This is a genomic window from Facklamia sp. P13055 (assembly GCF_050409445.1).
In the GTDB taxonomy this organism is placed as follows: Bacteria; Bacillota; Bacilli; order Lactobacillales; family Aerococcaceae; genus Facklamia.
The window spans coordinates 35,872-59,078 of the sequence record NZ_JBNUPL010000011.1 but is presented as its reverse complement, the minus strand read 5'-3'; the positions used below and the strand labels follow the sequence as shown (position 1 = coordinate 59,078).

24 protein-coding genes are annotated in these 23,207 nt (G+C 38.0%); 20 read left to right on the top strand and 4 right to left on the bottom strand.

The window, feature by feature from the left end:
- Window positions 1-186 precede the first annotated feature (186 nt).
- The 11 genes from purE (at window position 187) to ACQV2O_RS05670 (ending at window position 11,887) form a co-directional block, all read left to right on the top strand.
- On the top strand, window positions 187-672 hold the full coding sequence (gene purE / locus ACQV2O_RS05720; RefSeq protein WP_428875220.1) for a 5-(carboxyamino)imidazole ribonucleotide mutase: 486 nt from the start codon (window positions 187-189) through the stop codon (window positions 670-672).
- Window positions 665-1,795, top strand: a complete 1,131-nt coding sequence (gene purK, locus ACQV2O_RS05715) for a 5-(carboxyamino)imidazole ribonucleotide synthase (protein WP_428875219.1) — start codon at window positions 665-667, stop codon at window positions 1,793-1,795. Before purE ends, purK begins: the two co-directional genes overlap by 8 nt.
- Before the next feature lie 27 nt (window positions 1,796-1,822).
- Window positions 1,823-2,071 carry a phosphoribosylformylglycinamidine synthase subunit PurS gene (gene purS / locus ACQV2O_RS05710; RefSeq protein WP_428873447.1) on the top strand — a complete coding sequence of 83 codons (249 nt, stop codon included), beginning with the start codon at window positions 1,823-1,825 and terminating at the stop codon, window positions 2,069-2,071.
- Window position 2,072: 1 nt separating this feature from the next.
- The gene (gene purQ, locus ACQV2O_RS05705; protein WP_428873445.1) at window positions 2,073-2,759 is read left to right on the top strand and encodes a phosphoribosylformylglycinamidine synthase subunit PurQ; all 687 of its coding nucleotides are present in this window, start codon (window positions 2,073-2,075) and stop codon (window positions 2,757-2,759) included.
- Complete coding sequence (gene purL, locus ACQV2O_RS05700) at window positions 2,752-4,977, top strand: phosphoribosylformylglycinamidine synthase subunit PurL (RefSeq protein ID WP_428873443.1); 2,226 nt, start codon at window positions 2,752-2,754, stop codon at window positions 4,975-4,977. The genes purQ and purL overlap by 8 nt, the downstream gene beginning before the upstream one ends.
- Window positions 4,956-6,446 carry an amidophosphoribosyltransferase gene (purF, locus tag ACQV2O_RS05695; RefSeq protein WP_428873442.1) on the top strand — a complete coding sequence of 497 codons (1,491 nt, stop codon included), beginning with the start codon at window positions 4,956-4,958 and terminating at the stop codon, window positions 6,444-6,446. Before purL ends, purF begins: the two co-directional genes overlap by 22 nt.
- Window positions 6,447-6,464: 18 nt before the next feature.
- Complete coding sequence (gene purM / locus ACQV2O_RS05690) at window positions 6,465-7,505, top strand: phosphoribosylformylglycinamidine cyclo-ligase (protein ID WP_428873441.1); 1,041 nt, start codon at window positions 6,465-6,467, stop codon at window positions 7,503-7,505.
- A 14-nt stretch (window positions 7,506-7,519) separates the two neighbouring features.
- The gene (gene purN, locus ACQV2O_RS05685) at window positions 7,520-8,086 is read left to right on the top strand and encodes a phosphoribosylglycinamide formyltransferase (protein WP_428873440.1); all 567 of its coding nucleotides are present in this window, start codon (window positions 7,520-7,522) and stop codon (window positions 8,084-8,086) included.
- Window position 8,087: 1 nt separating this feature from the next.
- On the top strand, window positions 8,088-9,653 hold the full coding sequence (gene purH, locus ACQV2O_RS05680; protein WP_428875218.1) for a bifunctional phosphoribosylaminoimidazolecarboxamide formyltransferase/IMP cyclohydrolase: 1,566 nt from the start codon (window positions 8,088-8,090) through the stop codon (window positions 9,651-9,653).
- A 15-nt stretch (window positions 9,654-9,668) separates the two neighbouring features.
- Entirely contained in the window at window positions 9,669-10,922 is a 1,254-nt protein-coding gene (purD, locus tag ACQV2O_RS05675; protein WP_428875217.1) for a phosphoribosylamine--glycine ligase, read from the top strand.
- 71 nt (window positions 10,923-10,993) lie between these two features.
- Complete coding sequence (locus ACQV2O_RS05670) at window positions 10,994-11,887, top strand: mechanosensitive ion channel family protein (protein ID WP_428873436.1); 894 nt, start codon at window positions 10,994-10,996, stop codon at window positions 11,885-11,887.
- A 62-nt stretch (window positions 11,888-11,949) separates the two neighbouring features.
- On the opposite strand, the gene ACQV2O_RS05665 is transcribed toward ACQV2O_RS05670, so the two are convergent.
- Both ACQV2O_RS05665 and ACQV2O_RS05660 read right to left on the bottom strand, forming a co-directional pair.
- Complete coding sequence (locus tag ACQV2O_RS05665; protein ID WP_428875216.1) at window positions 11,950-12,843, bottom strand: fructose bisphosphate aldolase; 894 nt, start codon at window positions 12,841-12,843, stop codon at window positions 11,950-11,952.
- Window positions 12,844-12,912: 69 nt separating this feature from the next.
- Window positions 12,913-13,476, bottom strand: a complete 564-nt coding sequence (locus tag ACQV2O_RS05660) for a 5-formyltetrahydrofolate cyclo-ligase (RefSeq protein WP_428875215.1) — start codon at window positions 13,474-13,476, stop codon at window positions 12,913-12,915.
- A gap of 120 nt (window positions 13,477-13,596) precedes the next feature.
- On the opposite strand from ACQV2O_RS05660, the gene ACQV2O_RS05655 reads away from it, so the two are divergent.
- A complete protein-coding gene (locus tag ACQV2O_RS05655) occupies window positions 13,597-14,274 on the top strand; it encodes a uracil-DNA glycosylase (protein WP_428875214.1) in 678 nt (225 codons plus the stop codon).
- A 12-nt stretch (window positions 14,275-14,286) separates the two neighbouring features.
- Here the strand turns inward: ACQV2O_RS05655 and ACQV2O_RS05650 are convergent, their stop codons facing one another.
- Window positions 14,287-14,946 (bottom strand): lysostaphin resistance A-like protein, encoded by a 660-nt coding sequence (locus tag ACQV2O_RS05650; protein WP_428873432.1) that lies wholly within the window; start codon window positions 14,944-14,946, stop codon window positions 14,287-14,289.
- A gap of 145 nt (window positions 14,947-15,091) precedes the next feature.
- Between ACQV2O_RS05650 and ACQV2O_RS05645 the strand changes: the two genes are divergently transcribed.
- Genes ACQV2O_RS05645 through proC form a run of 4 tightly spaced genes read left to right on the top strand, consistent with a single transcriptional unit; the run spans window position 15,092 to window position 19,254 of the window.
- Window positions 15,092-16,984, top strand: a complete 1,893-nt coding sequence (locus ACQV2O_RS05645; RefSeq protein WP_428875213.1) for an ABC-F family ATP-binding cassette domain-containing protein — start codon at window positions 15,092-15,094, stop codon at window positions 16,982-16,984.
- 11 nt (window positions 16,985-16,995) lie between these two features.
- Window positions 16,996-17,934: a thymidylate synthase gene (locus ACQV2O_RS05640; RefSeq protein ID WP_428875212.1), complete on the top strand. Its 939-nt coding sequence runs from the start codon at window positions 16,996-16,998 to the stop codon at window positions 17,932-17,934.
- An 18-nt stretch (window positions 17,935-17,952) separates the two neighbouring features.
- Window positions 17,953-18,441 (top strand): dihydrofolate reductase, encoded by a 489-nt coding sequence (locus tag ACQV2O_RS05635; RefSeq protein ID WP_428875211.1) that lies wholly within the window; start codon window positions 17,953-17,955, stop codon window positions 18,439-18,441.
- On the top strand, window positions 18,442-19,254 hold the full coding sequence (gene proC, locus ACQV2O_RS05630; protein ID WP_428875210.1) for a pyrroline-5-carboxylate reductase: 813 nt from the start codon (window positions 18,442-18,444) through the stop codon (window positions 19,252-19,254).
- A gap of 57 nt (window positions 19,255-19,311) precedes the next feature.
- On the opposite strand, the gene trhA is transcribed toward proC, so the two are convergent.
- Window positions 19,312-19,983: a PAQR family membrane homeostasis protein TrhA gene (gene trhA / locus ACQV2O_RS05625; RefSeq protein ID WP_428875208.1), complete on the bottom strand. Its 672-nt coding sequence runs from the start codon at window positions 19,981-19,983 to the stop codon at window positions 19,312-19,314.
- A gap of 187 nt (window positions 19,984-20,170) precedes the next feature.
- On the opposite strand from trhA, the gene ACQV2O_RS05620 reads away from it, so the two are divergent.
- From ACQV2O_RS05620 to lepB, 4 genes are read left to right on the top strand one after another with little or no spacing between them, the layout of a single operon-like run.
- Window positions 20,171-20,389: a YozE family protein gene (locus ACQV2O_RS05620; protein WP_428873423.1), complete on the top strand. Its 219-nt coding sequence runs from the start codon at window positions 20,171-20,173 to the stop codon at window positions 20,387-20,389.
- 12 nt (window positions 20,390-20,401) lie between these two features.
- A complete protein-coding gene (gene deoD, locus ACQV2O_RS05615; RefSeq protein WP_428873422.1) occupies window positions 20,402-21,115 on the top strand; it encodes a purine-nucleoside phosphorylase in 714 nt (237 codons plus the stop codon).
- Between the two features lie 23 nt (window positions 21,116-21,138).
- Window positions 21,139-22,620 (top strand): S41 family peptidase, encoded by a 1,482-nt coding sequence (locus tag ACQV2O_RS05610; protein ID WP_428875206.1) that lies wholly within the window; start codon window positions 21,139-21,141, stop codon window positions 22,618-22,620.
- A gap of 1 nt (window position 22,621) precedes the next feature.
- Window positions 22,622-23,194 carry a signal peptidase I gene (gene lepB / locus ACQV2O_RS05605; RefSeq protein WP_428873419.1) on the top strand — a complete coding sequence of 191 codons (573 nt, stop codon included), beginning with the start codon at window positions 22,622-22,624 and terminating at the stop codon, window positions 23,192-23,194.
- Window positions 23,195-23,207 lie beyond the last annotated feature (13 nt).

The following is a 23,207-nucleotide window of genomic DNA, read 5'->3' as shown; positions in this document are numbered from 1 at the left end:
TATACCATTCAATTAACCGTTTAAATACAAACTCCAACTTTTGAGGTTCACATCATTAAAATACTTAAGCATAGTTTTTAATTCTGATTCAAACACGAACATTAAGATAATTAAGCCTTTGTTTGTTTGAATCGAGGTTTATTAAGCACTTTTAATGTGCTACTATGCTTTTGAGGAGGCGATGAAATGGTATCGGTTGGAGTCATTATGGGGTCAAAATCAGACTGGCCTACAATGAAAATAGCCACAGAAGTGCTAACTGAATTTGGAATCGAATTTGAAAAGAAAGTTGTGTCAGCACATCGTATGCCTGATGAAATGTTTGCTTATGCTAAAGATGCTCACAAGCGAGGTCTACAAGTTATTATAGCAGGTGCAGGGGGAGCTGCTCATCTACCGGGAATGGTTGCAAGTCAAACTACCTTGCCGGTTATCGGTGTGCCTATTAAGAGCTCTACTTTAAATGGATTGGACTCATTACTATCCATTGTTCAAATGCCAGGTGGTGTTCCGGTAGCAACAACAGCTATTGGTAAGGCAGGGGCAAAAAATGCGGGCCTATTAGCTATCCGAATTTTAAGTCTACAAGATACTTCTTTAGTGCAGAAATTAGAGCAATATCACCGACAGATGCGTCAAATGTCCATAGAAAGTGGGCAAGAACTTGAATAATTACATTAAACCTGGTTCTACTATCGGCATTATCGGCGGCGGACAACTGGGCAAAATGTTGTCCCAATCTGCAAAGCGGATGGGATATCGCGTAGGAATTTTTGATCCAGGACAAAATTGTTCAGCCTCTCAAGTTGCTGACTTTCATTGTCAAGCAGCTTTCGATGATCAAAAAAGTCTAGCTGAATTCGCCCATCAAGTCGATGTATTAACTTTTGAATTTGAGAATATTTCTTTGGAGTCGCTTAATAGAATTGTAGAAGAGGGAGCATATCTTCCTCAAGGTTCTTCAATTTTAAGACTTACTCAAGATCGTTTAACAGAAAAAGAGTTTTTAAGAACTAGTGGTGTACCCGTTGCAGATTATTATCCAGTTAGTAGTTATGAAGAACTTAAGCAAGGTCTTGAGCAATTAGATTACCCAGCCGTCTTGAAGACAAGACGCTTTGGTTATGATGGTAAAGGACAAATCATGTTAAAGAGCGAAGACGATATAGAAGAAGCCAAACAGCTTATTGACTCAGCTCCTTGTATATTAGAAGCTTTTGTTCCTTTCGATATGGAGTTATCCCATATGGTCGTAAGGAATAAACAAGGTCAAACGCGTATTTTTCCTTTGTCTGAAAATATTCACTATAATCATATTCTTCATCAGTCGATTGTACCCGCTCGTGTTTGTGAAGCAGTGGCCAATCAAGCCTTTAAGCTGGCAAAAACGATTGCCCATAAACTGAACTTAATTGGAATTGTTTGTATTGAAATGTTTCTAGCCGACAATAAAATTCTAGTGAATGAATTGGCACCTCGACCACATAATTCAGGTCACTATACCATTGAAGCATGTCAGTATTCACAATTTGATTTACATATTCGCTCAATTTGCGGTATGACACTTCCACAAAATAAACTATTATCTCCTGTTGTAATGACAAATATTTTAGGACAAGATCAAGAGATGGTGATTGACCAATGGCCAAATCATCCCGATTGGCACCTCCATCTATATAGTAAGGGGGAAGCGCGTCAAGATCGTAAGATGGGACACATCACTCAGCTTGCTCAAAATCCTGAGAGTATTTTAAAAACATTAAAAAAGATTGACAATTGGTCTTATAAATCATAAAAATCTAAAATTTAAGGAGTTGTTCTTATGTATAAAGTAGAGGTATTCGTAACTTATAAGGAATCAATTTTAGACCCTCAAGGTGAAGCAATTAAAGGTTCTGTTCATCGTATGGGAGTTAACCAGGTTAAAGAAATTCGTCAAGGAAAATACTTTGAATTAAAAATTGAAAAAGGACAAGAAAAAATTGAGACTTTAGTTGAGGAAATCTGTGATAAAATTTTAGCTAATCCGGTAATGGAATCTTATCGTTACACAATTACGGAGGTGGAATAGGATGAAGTTTGCAGTCATTCAATTCCCAGGCTCTAACTGTGATTTAGATGCCTTTCATGCTATCAAAGATGTCATGGGGCAAGAAGTAGAATATGTTAGTCATAAGGCTGATTCCTTAGAAGGTTTTGATGCAGTCCTAGTACCTGGCGGGTTCTCATTTGGTGATTATTTACGCTGTGGTGCGATTGCTTCTCATTCTAACGTGATGCAAGCTGTTAAAGCGTTTGCTAATGAAGGCAAATTAGTCATTGGTATCTGTAATGGGTTTCAAATATTAACAGAAGCAGGACTTCTGCCAGGTGCTTTGATTCGTAACACTTCTTTAAAATTTGTGTCAAAAAAACAGCCTCTAGAGGTTGTAAATGCAGGTTCTGCCTTTACAAATGCCTATGAAGAAGGACAGATTATTACCGTTCCAATCGCTCATGGTGAGGGGAATTATGTCGTTTCAGAAGATGAACTTAAATTATTAGAAGAAAACAACCAAATTCTTTTCCGTTATGCAGGAGAAAACCCGAATGGCTCGATTGCAAATATTGCTGGGATTTCTAATAAAGAAGGCAATGTGATGGCCATGATGCCACACCCAGAACGGGCAGTTGAAGAAATAATTAATGGTACAGATGGTATTGGAGTCTTTCAATCAATGATTAATCACTATCAAACAAAGGCGGTGCAACATGGCTAAATTAAAGGAACTTTCTCCTCAAGAAGTAGAAACAAGTAAAATTTACCGTGATTGGGGATTAAAGGATGAAGAATACTTACATATCAAAGAAGATATTTTAGGACGTCAACCAAATTTTACTGAAACAGGCCTTTATGCCGTGATGTGGTCTGAACACTGTTCTTATAAAAACTCTAAGCAAGTACTTAAGAAGTTTCCAATAGATGGTCCACAAGTTCTTCAAGGACCCGGTGAAGGGGCAGGTATTGTCGATATTGGTGACCAACAAGCTGTTGTTTTTAAGGCTGAGAGTCATAATCACCCGTCTGCTATTGAACCTTATGAAGGAGCAGCAACTGGTGTCGGCGGTATCTTAAGAGATATCTTCTCTATGGGAGCTCGTCCCATCGCATCATTGAACTCCTTACGATTTGGGGAGTTAGATAATGACCGTATGCGCTATTTATTCGAAGAAGTAGTCGCCGGAATTGCTGGATATGGAAATTCAATCGGGATTCCAACAGTAGGCGGTGAAATTGCTTTTGATGATTGTTATAAAGGAAACCCTTTAGTAAATGCGATGTCTGTAGGTCTAATTGACCATGCAGATATGCAAGTAGGTCAAGCCCAAGGAATTGGAAACTCTATTGTTTACGTAGGAGCAAAGACAGGGCGCGATGGTATTCATGGAGCAACTTTTGCTTCAGTAGAATTTGACGATGAAGTGGAATCTGAACGCTCAGCTATTCAAGTAGGAGATCCATTTATGGAAAAACTCCTGATGGAAGCCTGTTTAGAAGTTATCTACAACCATAAAGAAGCTTTAGTGGGTATTCAAGATATGGGTGCGGCTGGTTTAGTTTCTTCGTCTTCAGAAATGGCTGAAAAAGCTGGCACAGGTGTAACTTTAAACCTTGACCTAGTTCCTCAAAGAGAAACGGGCATGATTCCTTATGAAATGATGCTTTCTGAATCGCAAGAACGGATGCTTTTATGTGTCAAGCGTGGTATGGAAGAAGAAATTATCAATGTCTTTAAAGAATATGATCTAGACGCTGTAGTGATTGGTGAAGTTACTGGGGATGGTCAATACCGCTTGATGCATCAAGGTAAAGAAGTAGCCAACTTACCAGTTAATTCGCTAGGAGATGGACCGGTGTATAACAATCAAGGTCAAGTACCAGAGCGTATTCGTGAATGGGCAGATAAGGGACAATTCCAACCACAAATTGATAATGCGACCCAAACATTAAAAGATATCTTACAACAGCCAACAGTCGCTTCTAAAAAAGTAGCTTACGATACTTTCGACTCGCAAGTTCGAACCTCTACTTTAGTCTGGCCAGGCTCAGACGCAGCAGTGGTTAGAATTCGTGGCACTAAAAAAGCGATTGCTATGACTGCTGATTATAATTCACGTTACATCTATCTCAATCCGGAAATTGGTAGCCAAATGGCTGTAGCAGAAGCAGCTAGAAATATCGTAGCTTCAGGTGGAAAACCTTTAGCAATTACTGACTGTTTAAACTTTGGAAGCCCAGAAAAGCCAGAAGTCTTTTATGAATTAGATAAATCAGCTGATGGTATTGCAGCAGCCTGCCGTCAATTAGATACACCAGTTATTTCTGGTAACGTATCACTTTATAATGAGACAAATGGTCAAGCAATCTATCCTTCTCCAATGATTGGTATGGTTGGACTAATAAAAGATATCGAAAAAGTAACTACTCAATTCTTTAAAGCAGCTGGAGATGCTATTTACATGATTGGTCATACGACAGATGCCTTTAATGGATCTGAATTACAAAAAATGATGCTAGGTAAGATCGAAGGTCCTTTATTTGACTATGATTTAGCAGCTGAAAAGGCCAACCAGGAGACTGTTGCCGCGGCTATCCAAAAAGGATATCTTGCTTCTGCGCATGACCTTTCTGAAGGTGGATTAGCTGTTGCTTTAGCGGAATCAGCATTTAATACGGACTTAGGTCTAGAAGTAAAAGTGGACCTACCAGCTAGTCATTTATTCGCAGAGAACGGTTCACGCTTTATTGTTTCTGTAAGAGCTGATCAAAAAGCAGCGTTTGAAGCTGAATTTAAAGACCAATTCACTTTAATCGGTCAAGTAACCGATAAAGATCGAATTCGAATTCAAGCCAAAGACCAATTTATTGATGCCAAACGCTCAGACTTGCAACAACTATGGGAGGAAGCTATACCATGTCTTTTAAGAGGGAAGTAATCCGAGGCCAAGAAGTCGTCTCTACTGAAATCACCGATGATATATTCGATTTACCCTATGAAGAATGTGGTCTAATAGGTTTATGGAATCAAAAAGATGCCGCATTTGATGCTTACTATGGTCTACATGCCCTTCAACATCGTGGTCAAGAAGGGGCGGGAATTGCTGTCCTTAATGGCGATGAAATGCTAGCTCATCGTGACTTTGGTTTAGTGAATCAAGTTTTTAATCGCCGTCAAAAATTAGAAGAATTACCTGGAGATGCTGCCTTAGGTCATGTACGTTATGCAACTGCCGGTCTTAATGATATTAATAATATCCAACCCCTTGTCTTTCATTTCAATGATGGACCGGTTGCCATGGCTCATAACGGAAACTTAGTCAATGCTCACACTTTAAAAGTGGAACTTGAGAAAAAAGGCTCTATTTTTAATACCACTTCTGATAGTGAAGTAATTATGCATTTGATTCGTCGCTCTCAAAAAGAAAGCTTCATTGAAAAGTTAAAAGAATCTTTAAAGCAAGTGGTAGGAGGCTTTACTTATCTGTTCCTTACTGAAGAAGAATTAATTGGAGTGTGTGATCCCAATGGGTTTAGACCGTTGATTGTAGGAAGAATGCCTAATGGTGGGTATGTAATGGCTTCTGAGTCGTGCGCTTTAGACCAAATTGGTGCTTCTTATCTATTTGATGTGGAACCAGGTCAAGTGGTTTCCATTAATAATGAAGGTATCCAAAAAGAATATTATACAGAAAGCCGTCAACAAGCTATTTGCTCGATGGAGTTTATCTATTTTGCTCGACCGGATTCGAACATACATGGTATCAACGTACATACAGCTCGCAAGAATTCAGGAAAAAAACTAGCCCAAGAACAGCCGGTCGAAGCTGATATTGTAATTGGTGTTCCCAATTCATCACTTTCGGCTGCCTCAGGTTATGCAGAGGAAGCTGGTATTCCTTATGAAATGGGTCTTATTAAGAACCAGTATATTGCACGAACTTTTATCCAACCAACCCAAGAACTAAGAGAGCGGGGTGTAAGGATGAAGCTTTCAGCAGTCCGCAAAGTTGTCGAAGGAAAACGTATTGTGATGGTAGATGATTCCATCGTTCGAGGGACAACGTCTAAAAGAATTGTTGGCTTATTAAAAGCCGCAGGTGCTAAGGAAGTTCATGTACGCATTGCGTCACCCGCACTTAAACATCCTTGTTTTTACGGTATTGATATTTCGAATACGCGCGATTTAATTGCGGCCAACCATACACTAAAAGAAATTGAAAAGATTATCGATGCTGATTCATTAGCCTATCTCAGTGAAGAGGGTTTAGTTTCGGCTATTGACCTTCAATCAGATGCTCCTTATAAAGGATTATGTATGGCATACTTTAATGGAGATTATCCGACAGCTCTACATGATTTTGAAAAAGAATATCTTGCAGAATTAGAACGCATTGTTGAAGATTAATGATTAGGAGGAAATAAGTTGACGAAGGAAAATGCTTATAGTCGTGCAGGAGTAGACGTGCACGCTGGATATGAAGCGGTTAAAAGAATGAAAAAGCATGTCGAAAGAACCATACGTCCTGAAGTGTTAACTCATTTAGGTGGCTTTGGTGGAGCGTTTGATCTTTCAAAATTTTCATATCAAGAACCGGTTTTAGTAAGTGGAACAGACGGGGTCGGTACCAAATTAATGGTCGCTATTCAAGCAGGAAAATACGATACAATTGGTATCGATTGTGTAGCCATGTGCGTCAACGATGTGGTGGCTCAGGGTGCAGAACCTTTATTTTTCCTTGACTACATTGCGGTGGGTAAAAATGATCCGCAAGTAGTCGAGCAAATAGTAGCAGGGGTTGCTGAAGGTTGTGTTCAAGCAGGAGCCGCTTTAGTGGGTGGAGAAACAGCTGAAATGCCTGGTATGTATGATGAGAAAGATTTTGATGTGGCAGGATTTACTGTCGGAATAGCCGAGAAAAAAGAATTGCTTACGGGTAATCAGGTCAAGGCAGGAGATGTTCTAATTGGTTTAGCTTCATCAGGCATTCATTCCAATGGTTTCTCTTTAGTCCGTGACATCTTCTTCAATCAACATGATTATCAATTATCGGAGCCAGTTTTAGAAGGCGCTGACCAAAGCTTAGCTGAAGCTTTATTAGTTCCAACAAAAATCTATGTCAAAACGGTCATGCCATTGGTTAAGGCCGGTTTAATTAACGGAATAGCCCATATTACAGGTGGAGGGTTTGTCGAAAACTTACCACGGATGATGCAAGAGGATTTAGCTTGTGAGATTAATTTAGGCTCTTGGCCAGTGTTACCAATCTTTAATCAAATGCAAGCTTTAGGAAAAATTGAATCCTTAGAAATGTATGAAATTTTTAACATGGGGATTGGTATGGTCCTAGCAGTAGATGTTGAAAAAGTAGTGGAAGTAAAACAAAGATTAGACCAACTTGGAGAAAACGCCTATGAAATTGGTCAAGTGGTTGAGAAAAGAGATAAAGAAGTTATTTTCAACTAGTAAGGAGGGGAAGGATGAAAGTTGCAGTATTTGCATCAGGGTCAGGTTCTAATTTTCAGGCTTTAGTGGAATCATGCCAGGATCGACCTGACATTGAATTTGTCTTATTATTTTCAGACTATCATCAAGCTTATGCATTGGAAAGAGCAAACAAATTGGGCATAACTACTTTAGTGGCCAGTCCAAAAGACTTTAATACTCGAGAAGACTATGAAAATTTTCTATTAATACAAATGCAGGATTATCAGATTGATTACATTCTATTAGCAGGTTACATGCGTGTCATTGGTCCACCTTTATTAGAAGCTTATCCTGATCGAATACTCAATATTCATCCTTCACTACTTCCTGCTTTTCCTGGTCGGCACGGCATCGCTGATGCCTACCGAGCTGGGGTTAAAGAAACAGGAGTGACTGTTCATTTAGTGGACCAAGGAATCGATACAGGCAGAATTTTAGGTCAGAAGAAAGTTTTGATTGAAGAAGGCGAAAAATTAGTGGATCTTGAGGAAAAAATCCATCAAGTAGAACATCAATTATATCCTCAAGTTGTAAAAGAATTTCTTAAAGGAGTGGAGTAAATTGTCACGTGCATTAATAAGTGTTTCGGATAAAACAGGTCTGCTACCAATGGCGAAAGCCTTAATTGCTCAAGGAGTTGAGATTATCTCAACAGGAGGGACCAAACGTTTTCTTGATGAAGCTGGACTTAAGACAACGGCTGTTGAGGAAGTGACTAATTTTCCTGAAATGATGGATGGCAGAGTGAAGACCTTGCATCCAAAAATTCACGGAGCTTTACTGGCTTTAAGAGATAATAAAGACCATCAACTAGCGGTTAAGAATCACGAAATTGAGTACATCGATTTTGTTATTGTTAATCTTTATCCATTTAAGCAAACAATTAAAAAAGCAGAAGTGACTTTAGCAGAAGCAATTGAACAGATTGATATTGGAGGACCGAGTATGATCCGTTCTGCAGCTAAAAATTATCAATCTGTCACCGTTGTTGTAGATCCAAGAGACTATGCTGTTGTCATTGAAGAATTAGAAAGTCAAGGTCAGACTAAGGCTGTTACTCGTCAACAATTGGCTCAAAAAGTGTTTGCTCACACGGCAGCTTATGATGCTTTGATTGCCAGTTATTTGGCTAATCAAATTGCTGAAGTGGAAGAAGAAGGTCAAATTGCACCAGTTGAATCACTTACCTTAACTTATGATCGGATGTATGATTTAAGATATGGTGAGAATGCTCATCAAAAAGCAGCTGTCTACCAAAAACCAATCACATCTTCTTATGCTATTACTCATGCCAAAGTTTTAAATGGTAAGCCTTTATCTTATAATAATCTACGCGATGCAGATGCCGCTATCAAAATGATCCGCGAATTTCCAGATCAAGCATGTGCAGTGGCAGTTAAACACATGAATCCTTGTGGTATAGCGGTTGCTGAAACAATAGAGATAGCTTTTAATCGATGCCGTCAAGCAGATCCAATTTCTATTTTTGGAGGCATTGTGGTTGTGAATCGGACCTTAACAATTAAATTAGCTGAAACGCTTCATTCCATGTTTCTTGATGTTATTATTGCGCCTTCTTTTGAAGAGGGAGCTTTAGAAATCCTCAAGCAAAAAGTGAATGTGCGTGTACTTCAATTAGACATGGATGACCTTTCAATGGATGCTGAAGAAATAACTTCGATAAGTGGAGGACTTTTAGTTCAAGAAGCTGATAGTTTAGTAGAAGATTCTGAACAATGGCAGCAAATGGGGACAGTTTCAATTTCTAATGAAAAAAGAGCGGCTTTATCATTTGCCTGGAGAGTGGTTAAGCATGTTAAATCAAATGCCATTGTTGTGGCTGATGGTCAGCAGACTTATGGTGTAGGTGCAGGTCAGACTAACCGTGTAGGAGCTGCTAAAATTGCTTTGGATCATGCTAAAGAATTAGGTGCCGACTTTTCTAAGATGGTATTAGCTTCAGATGCCTTTATACCAATGACAGATACAATTGAGTTAGCCCATCAATATGGTGTTCAGGCAATTGTGCAACCAGGTGGTTCCATTGGTGATAAGGAAGTAATTGCCAAAGCCGATGAATACGGTATTGCTATGTTAGCGACCAAAGTCCGTCATTTCCGTCATTAAGAGAAAGAGGTAATCATGAAATTATTAGTTATTGGTAGTGGAGGACGCGAACATGCGATTGCCTATCATTTGTTAAAAAGTCCCCTAGTCGAATCGGTTTTTTGTGCTCCTGGCAATCCAGGTATGAAAGTAGATGGCATAAATTGTGTAGACATCGCTGAGAATGCTTTTGAAGACTTAATCAATTTTGCCAAACAAGAACAAATTGATTGGACTTTTGTAGGTCCGGAAGGTCCTTTATTTGAAGGAATTGTTGACCATTTTACCCAAGCAGGTCAAATTGCTTTTGGGCCAAGTAAAGCTGCTGCTCAAATCGAAGGTTCTAAATTGTTTGCCAAAAAATTAATGCAAAAATATAAGATTCCAACTGCCCAGTATGCTAGTTTTACTGAGCAAGAGGCTGCACTCGCTTATTTGAATAACCAGTCGACTCCGATTGTAGTTAAAGTCGATGGGCCAGCTGCAGGTAAAGGAGTTACCGTTGCTTTAAGTAAAGAAGAGGCAGAGAATGCGATTAAATTAGCTTTTGAAAAAGATCCAGCAAAGCAAAGAATCGTAATTGAAGAATGTTTGCTTGGACCAGAGTTTTCAATCTTTTCAATGGTTTATAAAGGTAAAGTTTGCCACTCTTTGCCAGCTAGAGATCATAAACGTTTATTAGATGGTAATCTGGGGCCTAATACAGGCGGTATGGGAGCATTTGCCCCCGTTGAAGATATCTCAGAAGAACTATATCAAGAAACCCTTCGAACGATTGTAGAGCCTACTTTAGTGGCTATGGATAAAGAGGGGACTCCTTTTAATGGTGTTTTATACACAGGGCTAATGAACACAGCTGAAGGACCAAAAGTGATTGAGTTTAACGCACGTTTCGGTGATCCAGAAACCCAGGTCGTCTTGCCTTTATTGAAAACAGATTTTGCAGAATTGATCAATGACTTGCTGCATGGTCGTGAGACCCAAGTGGAGTGGAGGGAAGAAAAAGCATGCATGGGAGTTATCTTAGCGGCTGAAGGTTACCCACAAAATCCTACACGTGGGATTGAGTTTTCATTAAAGTCTTCTATGGATGAGACTATGAAAATCTACTATGCAGGAATTTCTTCTTACCGCCCACTTGTTTCTAGCGGGGGAAGAATTGCCATGGTTACTTGTTTAGCTGACACAAAGCAATTAGCACAAGACAAAATTTATGAGTATCTATCAAAACAAGCACTCGATCAAATTTATTACCGTAAAGACATAGGGGTCAACTTGCTTAAGCCATAGCATTCCTTTAGAATGAAAATATCGGTTTTCAATCGATTTTCATTTTAAGGATATAAATTAGGAGGTTGGCTATGGACTTTATTTCAGATATCGTCACACAATTCCGAACGGAAATTGATATTATTCAGCTATCACAAGATATTTTGATTAGCTTATTTAAAATCATTTTCTCAGTCATTCTACTTTACACTTTAAAAAAAGTTTTAATTAAAATGATTGAGAGTTACTTTCTGGGTAAAAGGTCTTCACGTATTCGCTTTGCTAAAAAAGCACGCAATCATACAATTAGTCGTTTATTGACTAACTTGGTTCAATATCTTTTTTATTTCTTTTTAGCCTATACGGTCTTAAGTATCATGGGTGTTCCAGTTGGTACTTTAGTAGCTGGGGCTGGAATTGTCAGTTTAGCCATTGGTTTGGGTGCTAAAGATTTAGTCTCAGATGTTGTTAATGGTTTCTTCATTCTCTTGGAACACCAATTTGATGTTGGGGATGCGGTAGATATTAATGGCTACAGTGGAACCGTTTATTCCATTGGTTTAAGAAATACGGTCGTCCGTGATTACAATGGAATTCATCATTTCATTCCCAACGGCAGTATTACTCAAATGTCCAATCTCTCACTCAATAGTATCCGTGTGGATATTGATTTGTTCATTTATCCTGAACAAAATATAGATCAGCTTGAAGCTCGGCTTCAAGAAATCTATTTAAAAGTGCCACAAGATGATCAGTTGATTTTACGTGCTCCAGAATTTTTAGGAGTCTTTCGTGACTCACAAGGACGTTTGATTTATAAAATAAGGATATGGTCCAAGAGTGTTGATGACATGTTAGTCGTTCAAGCTAGATACTATAAAGCTTTTATCCAAGGCTTATCTGAAGCTAAGGTGAAATTAGCCATGGGTAATCAAGAGCGAGTTCAAGTAGCATTAAATGAAGAACAGTTCATGGAAGCAGAATAAATAATAGCCAAATAAAAAGCTGACCTCATTTGAGGTTAGCTTTTTATGTATAAACCTAATATTTAAGCTTTGTTAACTGAAGCATCGTAAATACCATCGATGGCTTCTTTAATAGTTTGATTGAACTCTTCATCACTTTGACTGGCTCTTAAATCTTGTGAAAGAGCACGGGAGAATGAAGCGATGCAGTTAGGTGTTTTCTTCAAGCGGGCATTAGCTTCCTCGGTAGGATATCCACCTGATAAAGCAACGACTCTTACCATATTTGGATGGTTGGCAATTTCTTCATAGGTAGAAGGCTTAGTAGGGATAGTAATTTTAAGCATCACTAATTCATTTTCTTCCAATTTGTTTAAGTGAGCCAGAATCTCTTCAGCTAATTTTGCTTCGATCTTTTCTTTATCTTCTGCATGAATATTTACTTCAGGTTCGATAATTGGAACGAGTCCTGCAGCAATAATTTGTTTAGCAATTTCAAATTGTTGATCAACAACTGCTTTGATTCCGACTTCAGAATATGAATTAATAGTAGAACGCATTTTTGTTCCAAAAATATGACGCTCATTAGCTCTTTCTAACAATTCATCAAGAAGGGTGATAGGTTTCATTAGTTGAACACCATCTGCTTCTTCCATGAGTCCTAAGTCCACTTTAAGGAAAGGAACTACTTTTTTCTCTTCCCAAAGATAGTCAGCTGTTTTTTTGCCTTCAACTTCACGATCGATTGTTTGTTCAAATAAAATAGCGCCTAAGATTTTTTCGTTGCTAAAAGAAGGGGCAGTCATGATACGTCTACGCATTTCATGAACTTTATCAAACATTTCATCTTCATTTGAATATTCGTCCTCGTTTACTCCGTATGCCTTTAAAGCTTTTGGTGTGGATCCACCAGATTGATCAAGCGCAGCGATAAAACCTTTGCCGTTTTTAATTTGTTCAAATTGTTGTGAATTCATTCCATTACTCCTTTACGTTTACTATGCTTATGATAGCTTTAAATCTTAAAATATGCAATCTATTTCATTTTAATCGATAAGGTAAGTGCCTTCTTCAGTCATCACCATATCAACTTGTTTGTCATGGTCTTCTGTAGGAATGTCATCGTATTGTAATTGGGCATAATAAGGTAGAACTAAATAGGCATTTTTAGCTCTAAGTAAGTAACGATCATAGTAGCCTCCGCCATAACCAAGGCGTTCGCCACGGTTATTGCAAGTTACGCATGGCATAATGATAAGGTCGATGTCTTCTGGTTCAAGTCTTTGACTGATTTTTTCTGGCTCTAAGATTCCAAAAGCGGATCTTTCTAGAGGAGAATTTTCTTTATATACTAAGGCTTCCATGACACGACCAGGGAAAACTCGAGGAATACCCACTGTTTTTCCGTCTTTCCATGCTCTTTGAATGATGGGATGAGTGTTCATTTCTTCATCAGTAGAATAATAAACCATCATCTTTTTTGCTTTTTTATATTCATCCAGTTGGAAAAGCTGTTGATAAATTTTTTCTTCGGCAAAGCGACGATATTCACTTGTAAGTTGGGCTCTTTTTGCAAAAATTTCTTTTCTTAATTCTGTCTTACTCTTCATTTTGAACCTCCTAATAAAATGCTTATTATAATTATACCATTAGTTTATAAAAGATAAATCAACTGCTTTTTACTTGTATACTTTTAAATTACAATGATAATAAAAGAAAGAGGTGTTTTTATGTATCAATTAGCTGATTTAAAAGAAATCGCAGCCGATTGGACAGCTTGTTTAGACAAGGTAGAACAATCGCTTGTCCTGAATCAATTAAACAATTATTTAAACCAGGAAGAGGCTGTCATATATCCACCAGCAGTAGAAGTTTTTAAAGCTTTAGAGCTGTGTCCATATTTTGATACTAAGGTAGTTATTATTGGACAAGATCCTTACCATGGTCCTAACCAAGCCAACGGCTTGGCTTTTTCAGTGAATGAGGGCCAGTCAGTGCCTCCTTCTTTGAAAAATATTTTTAAAGAATTATCAGATGATCTCAAAGTCCCTATCCGAAAAGAAACAGACCTGTCAGACTGGGCGAGACAAGGAGTGCTGTTATTAAATCGCGTGTTAACCGTCAGAGCAGGTGAAGCGAACTCTCACCAAGGAATCGGATGGGAATTCGTCACCAACCAAATCATTCAATGCCTTAATCATCATCCAAACTCTCTTATATTTATTCTCTGGGGTAAAAAAGCACAATCACTTGAAAAGTTGATAGATCGTTCCAAGCATCGAGTGATCAAGTCCAGTCACCCGAGCCCCCTAGCAGCCTATCGTGGCTTTTTTGGATCCAAGCCTTTTTCGAAAGCCAATTCCTTTTTAATTGAAAAAGGCTATCAGCCTATCAAGTGGGCACCTTAGCTAAAACTATAACTAGGTGAAAAAAGTAAGCGTAATCCAAGCAATCAAATTATTGATAAAATGAAAACTCATGGATGCCGCTACATTGGCTTGATACTTCCAATAAAAATAAGTGAGACCTAAAGTCAACGGAAGATAGATGACAGCATCTGCTAAAGTAGCCATGTGCGCTCCTGTAAATAGTAAAATCGATAAGATTGTCATTGACCATTTGAACGATTTGCCTTTGTGGACTGAGGGACCGATGATGGCTTGACGAAAGATTAGTTCTTCCACAAAAGGAGCAAAAATAACTAACATAAAGAAAGTAAAATAACTAGGAACGTTCCCAATTAAATCTTGGATGGCTTGTTGATTAGCCCCCATACCCTCCAAGTCTATATAAGGCTCAATTAGACTAAGTAGGATAATACGTACAATGCCAATAATTAAGAAGCAAAGGATAGTTTTACCTAAAAGACTCTTCCAACTAGTTTGCTGGAGTAATCGCTGCCATTGATCCATTGTATATTTTCCATACAAGTACCAAGCAACAAAGCAAATAATTAGCATACTGACTAGTAAAACCCATGGTATCGACTCTTCTGCCACACCTAAGGCAAGAGCAATAGCGGGGGTGATAAGATAGAAAAGGATATAAGTAAAAAGTAATTTCCAAGCTCTATTTTTCATAATAACCTCCTAAAATTTTGATAATATTATTATATCTTATCCTACTAAAAAGACTAGTCTATCTAATGCTGAATGATTTTGATATTTTTCAAGATAAGTTGCTTGTATGCTATAATAAGTTGATTGTAAAAAAGGGGTAGAGACTATGAAAGAACTAAGTATACAAAATCTATCAAAATCATATGGTGTGAAGCAATTGATCGACCAAGTCGATTTTTCAATCCGAACAGGTGATCGAGTGGGGCTTATTGGACCGAATGGAACTGGAAAATCTTCTTTTTTAAGAGTAATTGCAGGAATCGATAGTTATGATAATGGTCAAATTAAAGCCCCTAATCAATACGAAATTGCCTATCTGGAGCAAAACCCTCGTTTAGATCCAGATAAAACCATCCTAGAAACGGTTTATGATTCAAAAGCAGCGGATATTCAATTGTTATTAACTTATGAAAAATGTCGCATGGAGTTAGAGGCTGACCCAACCAATCATTTCTTACAAGATCAATTCACCAAATTATCAGATGAAATGACCTTGAAATCTGCTTGGGAAGTTGAGATATCGGCTAAGTCTATTCTGACCCAATTAAAAATCTATAATCTAAATAAAAGGGTTGGAGAATGTTCAGGGGGCCAGCAAAAACGGATTGGGATCGCTCAAGTCTTAATTGCTGAACCGGATCTTTTAATTTTAGATGAGCCGACCAATCATTTAGACGTAGAGTCAATCCAATGGTTGGAAAAATATTTAGCTTCTTACAAAGGTGCTTTATTACTAGTCACTCATGATCGCTACTTCTTAGAACGCTCGGTCAATAAAATTATTGAATTACAATATGGACGCATTACTGAGTTTGAAGGCAATTATCAGACTTATTTAACTAAAAAGGCTGAATTGATCGAAATGCAAGCCAAACAAGCCCAAAAACAAGATCGGCTCTACTTACAAGAACTCGCCTGGATGCGTCAAGGCGCTCAGGCCAGATCAACCAAACAACAAGCTAGGATTGATCGCTTTAACCAATTGAAGGATTCGATCGGCCTAAGAGACCAATCTCAAGATGCTATTGATTTTAATTTTTCACAACAGCGGATGGGTAATCAAATTATTGAATTAGAAGACCTTACAGTCGAAATTGCTGATAAGATTATCATTAACGGTCTAACTAAGACATTTGTTAAGGGCGATCGTTTGGGAGTTGTGGGTCCTAACGGAGTGGGGAAATCAACTTTCTTAAATTGCTTGGCAGGCTTGCATCCACTTAAAAAGGGTATATGTCGGTTAGGACAAACAGTCAATATCGCTTATTATCGTCAATTAGATGAAGATTTGCCACAAGCTATGCGTATCTTAAGCTATTTAACCCAAGTAGCGGATCAGTTCAAACGTCCAGACGGTTCAAGAGTTTCGGCTGCGCAAATGTTAGAGCGTTTCAATTTTCCCAAAGAGAGTCATGGTTCACTGATACAGTCACTTTCTGGTGGAGAAAAAAGAAGACTTTACTTATTAACCCTCTTAATCCAAGAACCCAATGTTCTTTTATTGGATGAGCCAACCAATGACTTAGATATTGAGACTTTAAATACTTTAGAAGACTATATAGAATCTTTTGAAGGCGTAGTGATTATTGTTTCTCATGATCGTTATTTTTTAGATAAGACAGTCGATCAATTACTGGTCTTAAAAGGAGAAGGGAAGTTTGACTTATACTGGGGAAGCTTTTCAGAATACTTAGAAACTAAGGATAATCATATTGAGAATGAAGCAAAACCAAGTAAGCAAGCCAACAAAGAAAACGCTCAAAAGTCTCAATTAAATAAAAAAAAGCGAATGACCTATCATGAAAAACAAGAATGGCAAGGTCTTGAAGAACGGATAGTCGAGTTAGAAAGCCAAATAGAGCAAAAGCAAAAACTGATGGAAGAACATTCAGAAGATGCTGGTAAGCTAATGGATCTTCATACTGAAATTGAGTTTCTAGAAGCTAACTTACTAGAACTTTATGAACGCTATGACTATTTAAGTGATTTGGACCAATAGGAGGTAGACGGATGAAACAATATCAAGAACTGATCAGTCATATTCTAGACCATGGTGACAAAAAGTCCGATCGCACAGGAACTGGTACGCTATCAACTTTCGGTTATCAAATGCGATTTGATCTCAGTAAAGACTTTCCTCTTTTGACTACTAAACGGGTGCCTTTTGGTCTAGTTAAATCGGAATTAATGTGGTTTTTAAAGGGGGATACCAATATTAAATATTTATTAATCCATAACAATCATATTTGGGATGAATGGGCCTTTGAAAACTATACGCAATCAGCTGACTACAAAGGAGTGGACATGACTGATTTTGGTCGACGTATCCTAGAAGATAAAGAATTTGCAGAAAACTACCAGATGGAGATGTCTAGTTTTCAAGCTAATATTATAGCTAGCAATCAGTTTGCGGCTAAGCATGGTGACTTAGGTCCTATCTATGGCAAACAATGGCGATCTTGGGAGGCGAATGGTGAAACCATTGATCAAATTCAGCAGGTCATTGAATCTCTTAAAGATAATCCAGATTCTAGAAGGCATATCGTAACGGCATGGAACCCTGCAGCTATTGATAAAGCGGTCTTACCACCTTGTCATTGCTTCTTTCAATTCTATGTTAGTAAAGGCCGTTTATCCTGTCAGCTTTATCAACGCTCAGCAGATGTGTTCTTAGGCGTTCCTTTTAATATTGCTTCTTATGCTTTATTAACCCATTTAATCGCCAAAGAAACTCATTTACAGCCGGGTGAATTTGTTCATGTTTTAGGGGATGCCCATTTGTATTTAACCCATTTAAAGGCAGCACGGACACTTTTAGAGCGTTCTCCACGTTCGCTTCCCCAGCTTAACATTTCAGATTTTCAATCCATCGATCAATTGAATTTGAATCAGATTCAGATTGAAAACTACCATCCACATCCAACAATTAAAGCAGCTATCTCAGTTTAGTAAATAGGAGGAGAAATGATGATTACATATGTTTATGCCCAAGATTTAAAAGGCGCAATTGGTTATCAAAAGGACTTACCATGGCATTTACCTAACGACCTCAATTTTTTTAAAGAAGTTACCATGGGACATACTATGTTGATGGGGAGAACGACTTTCGAATCAATGGACCGTAGAGTTTTACCAGGTCGCAAGACGGTTGTATTAACCAGTCAAGAAGATTATGGTCAAGATATTGCACAGCTGAACTTGGTACATAGTGTAGAAGATGTCTTAGAGCTAGCAAAAGATCAAGAATTAATGGTTATTGGAGGAGCAGGTGTTTTCAAAACTTTGATGGACCACGTCGATAAGATTGTGCGTACCGTCATCGAAGGAGAGTTTCCTGCAGATACCTATATGGCGGATATTGATCAAGAAAAGTTCCGTTTGGATAAGCTGGTTGAAGTTCCTGCAGATGCAGATAATGAATACCCTCATCGTTTTGAGTGGTGGGTGAGAAAATAAATGACTGATTTTACCACTTTTAAAGCAATTGGCTGCATTGGTTGTGGCAATATGGGATCAGCGATTATAAAGTCTCTTTCGACTAACTTTTCCAATTTAGACTTTTACTTATATGATAAAGACAATTATAAAAGTCAAAGCTTGGCTAAGGACTGTGGTGAGAGTGTTGAAGCAGTAAATAGTCTTGAAAAACTTTTAGCTTCTGCTCAAATCTTTTTTATCGGAGTCAAACCGAAAGACTTAAATATCTTGTTGGACTCCCTTAATTCTATTGAATTACTTGATTCTAAATTATGGATATCGATGGTAGTGGGTAGGTCATTAAGTAGTATTCAAAAGCTACTTCCTCAAGGGCATCATCTTATCCGCATAATGCCTAATACCCCTGTTGCCATCGGACAGGGTTATGTTTCTTATTGTTACCAGAAAGAAAATTTCAATGACCAAGTAATTAATGAATTTAAGAACTTATTACAACCCTTGGGACATCTTCAGTTGATCGAAGAAAGCTTATTTGATGTTGCTTCTGCTATTGCAGGATCAGGTCCTGCCTTTATCTACCAGTTGATTGAAGCTATCAGTGATGCCGGCGTTTATTATGGCTTGAACCGTCAGCAAGCCATCGATATGGCGGCTAAAACAGTGGCTGGTGCCGGTCAGATGGTCCTGGAAAGTCATCAACATCCTGCTCAATTAAAAGACGCTGTGACCAGTCCTAAGGGTACGACCATTGCCGGTGTTAGAAGTTTAGAAGCGAATGGATTTCGATCGGCTATATTTGAAGCTGTTTCAGCAACCGTAGAGAGAACATAAGAATAAATCCATCTCCTATTCTTTTTAGAATGAGAGATGGATTTTATTGATTGAAGTTTATAGGTATTGAAAAATTGAGTAAAACATTAAACCTGCTCCTAAAATAACAAAGAGGTGCCAAACAACGTGCATCCAGCGATTAGATTTCATAGAATAAAATATCGTACCAAGAGAATAGGCGATCCCACCTAGAGCCAGATAAATTATTCCCCAAAGGTCTATTGATTTAAAGAGGGGATAAATAATTAATAGGCACAGCCATCCTAATGCTAAATAAAGATAGGTCGATAACTTTGGAAAACAGTCGATAGCAAAGACTTCAAATACAATCCCTGCTATTGCCAACATCCAGATGAGAGCAAGAAAGAGATAAGCCAAGTGATTATTAAGAGCTATCATGAGATAGGGAGTATAAGTTCCGGCAATTAATAAATAGATCGCTGAATGGTCCAGTTTTTGTAAAACACGTCGATATTTACTGTGGGAAAAAGAATGGTAGAGGGTTGAATTAGTAAAAAGGGCCACCAAAGAAAAGCCATAAACGATATAGGCAATCATATCGATGCTGGATCTTTGAGCTAATCCTTTTTTAATGAGTATATAAGTCCCAAGCAAAGATAAAGCAGCAGCGATTCCATGAGTGATAGCATTCCAAGTTTCGACTTGTTTGAATGAATGACTACTTCTAGATGGTGTCATTGTCGGATTGGACGAAGATGAATTAAACATTTAATCGGCTCCTTCTTTTATACTAATTCAATTATACTTAAGTTAGGGTTTAGATGAAAGAAAAGTCGGTTTATGGAATAATTGATTTATTTATTAGGATTACAAATGCTATAATAAAAATAATTCCACGAAACCCAGAGTATTTAACTTTATCAAAGAATGATCTTTAAAGAATAGGAGGTCTAGGATGGGACCTAGTTTTTATGAATTTATAATGCGATATGCTGATGAAGCTGCCAATGATCCCATGAGTCGCTTAGCTAATGCAGTCAGTAACGACATTGCTTTTCCCAAGCAAAGTCATGATTTTCAAGAAATATCTGATTATTTAGAAAAAAATAGTCACTATTCAAGACTATTAAGTATTTTTGATGATGCCTGGCACCAATATCAATATGCAATTTAAAGGAGAGATTTAATGAGTACACATATTCAAGCCCACTATGGGCAAATAGCCCCGATAGTTCTGTTTCCCGGTGATCCCTTAAGAGCAAAATATATTGCTGACCAATTTTTAGAAAATGTTATTCAATATAACGAAGTGCGCAATATGTTTGGCTACACAGGAGATTACCACGGTATAAAAGTATCGGTTCAAGGATCTGGAATGGGGATGCCATCAGCTATGATCTATGCAGAGGAACTTTACCGTGACTATGATGTGCAAACAATTATTCGGGTAGGATCTGCCGGTGGTATGCAAGAAAATGTTAAAGTTAGAGACATAGTCTTAGCCCAAGGAGCTACAACCGATTCTTCAGCTTTAAGTAATATTTTTAAAGGACAAGTTTCCTATGCTGCACTTGCTGATTTTCAAAGTCTTGATCACGCTTATCATTTGGCACAAACAAAAGTAGGAGACCGGGTTCATGTAGGGAATGTACTTTCTAGCGATCGTTTTTATAATGATGAGTTAGATAAAGAAAAATTAGCTCAATATGGTGTTCTAGCAGTTGAAATGGAAGCAGCCGGACTTTATGCCGTGGCAGCAAAATATCAGCGCAGAGCTTTAGCTATTTGTACGATTTCTGACCATCTATTAACTGGTGAAGAGACAACCGCTCAAGAGCGTGAACAAACCTTTACAGACATGATGGAAATAGCTTTAGAAACAGCTTTAAAATTGGATTAAACAATAGAAAGAAGGGAGATGAAATGATTTTTAAATGCAAATTTATCAAGAAGCAAAAAAACAACCTTCTTCAGTGGACTCAAGATAAATGGCTTTGCCTTTTTTTAATCTTTTCGCTTTTTGCTTTGGTTATGAATTATAAAGCGCTACCGATTTCAGCTATGGGAAAGCTATTTGGCAGTCCTTCAGTTGAAAAAGAAGATCAATTAACCAAAGAAGATTTAGCGATTATCCAAGAAGTTTATAATTCTTTACAAATCAATTATATTGAGGAATTAGATAAAGAAAAGCTTTTAGAAGGAGCTCTAAAAGGCATGGTGGATGCGGTGGATGATCCCTATTCTGAATTTTTAAACCCTACTGAAATAACGCCTTTTGATGATTCTCTGGAAGGATCCTTCACCGGTATAGGGGTTCAATTTATGTTAAAAGATAGTTTGCCTACGGTTATAGCTCCGATTGACGGAACTCCCGCTGCAAAAGCAGGTATCAAAGCCAATGATATTATTCTAAAAGCCGATGATGTGGATCTTCAGGGATTAGACACCAGTGAAATCGTGCAAAAGATTCGTGGACCCTTGGGGTCTGAGATCACTTTAACGATCAAGAGAGGTCAATCAACCTTTGAAGTAACTATGATTCGAGAAGAAATTCCTCTTACTACGGTCGACTATGAACAAGATGATAAATATGACCAAGTGGGAGTCGTTAAAGTGAGCCAATTTGCTTCATCAACTTATGAGGAAATGGTATCGGCCGTTAAAGACTTACGGTCAAAAGGTGTCGATCGCTTTATTTTTGATTTCCGCTATAATCCTGGAGGAATGTTGGAAACAGCTTTACAAGTTAGTAATATGTTCTTAGATGATGATCAAGTCATTATGCAAACAGATGATCGTCTGAGTGAGCCGTTTGAGTATGTGGCTTCTGACGAGCGCTATGGTGATTTTCAAATTACAGAGCCTTATGTATTATTAATCGATGAAGGCTCGGCTTCAGCTAGTGAAATATTAGCTGCTGCCATTAAAGAAAATACGGATGCCCCTGTGATCGGGGTGACTTCTTTCGGAAAAGGGACGGTTCAAAGAATGATTTCAGAATCCTCATATGGGGAATTAAAATTAACCGTAGCAAAATGGCTTACACCTAGTGGGGGGTGGATTCATGAGAAAGGAATCGAACCTGATCAAGTGGTAGAAGCACCAGAAGTCGCTAATACGATTGTGTTAAATCAAGAAGAAGATTTAAAAATAGGCGATGCTTCCGAATACGTTCAATCAGCTAGTTTAATGTTACAAGCATTGGGTTATCAAGAGGAAAAAACGGCTTATTTTAGTCCTGAAATGGAAGAAGCTGTAAGGAACTTTCAAAAGGACTTTAAGCTAGAAGTAAACGGTGTTATTGACTCAGCAACCAGTGACAAATTGGTTGAAGAAACGCGAGCTTATTTAGAAGCAGAAGACCCACAATATCAAGCAGCTATCGAGGTCTTATTAGGAGAATAAGATGGGGAAATTTTTTAAAACAATTCTAATAGAGTTCGTAAATATCATTTTTGTGATTCTTGCTGCTTTGTTTCTCTTTTTAGCTGTACGTAACTATCTTGCACAGCCCTTTCAAGTTGAAGGTAAATCAATGAATCCCACTCTTTATCAAGCAGACCATTTGATAATGTGGAAACAATTTGATTTAGACCGTTTTGACATTGTTGTCTTTCCTGATCCTATGGGTTCTGGCAGAACCTATGTGAAGCGTTTAATTGGCCTTCCAGGAGATTCGATTGTAGTAAGAGAAGATCAGTTATTCATCAATGATCAGTTGATTGAAGAACCTTATTTGGAGCCGGCCAAATCTAATATGGAGACAAATTATACTGAAGACTTCACTCTGTGGGAAATAACAGGTGATTCGCTTATTCCAGAAGGTAAAGTTTTTGTGATGGGTGATAACCGACCTGGTTCAGGAGACAGTCGCCAATTTGGTTATGTCGATATTGATGAAATTGAAGGAGAAGCTAACTTTATTTATTATCCTCTTGATCGAATAGGAAAAGTAGGTAAACTGCAAGCTATAGAATAAAGAGTCTATTAAA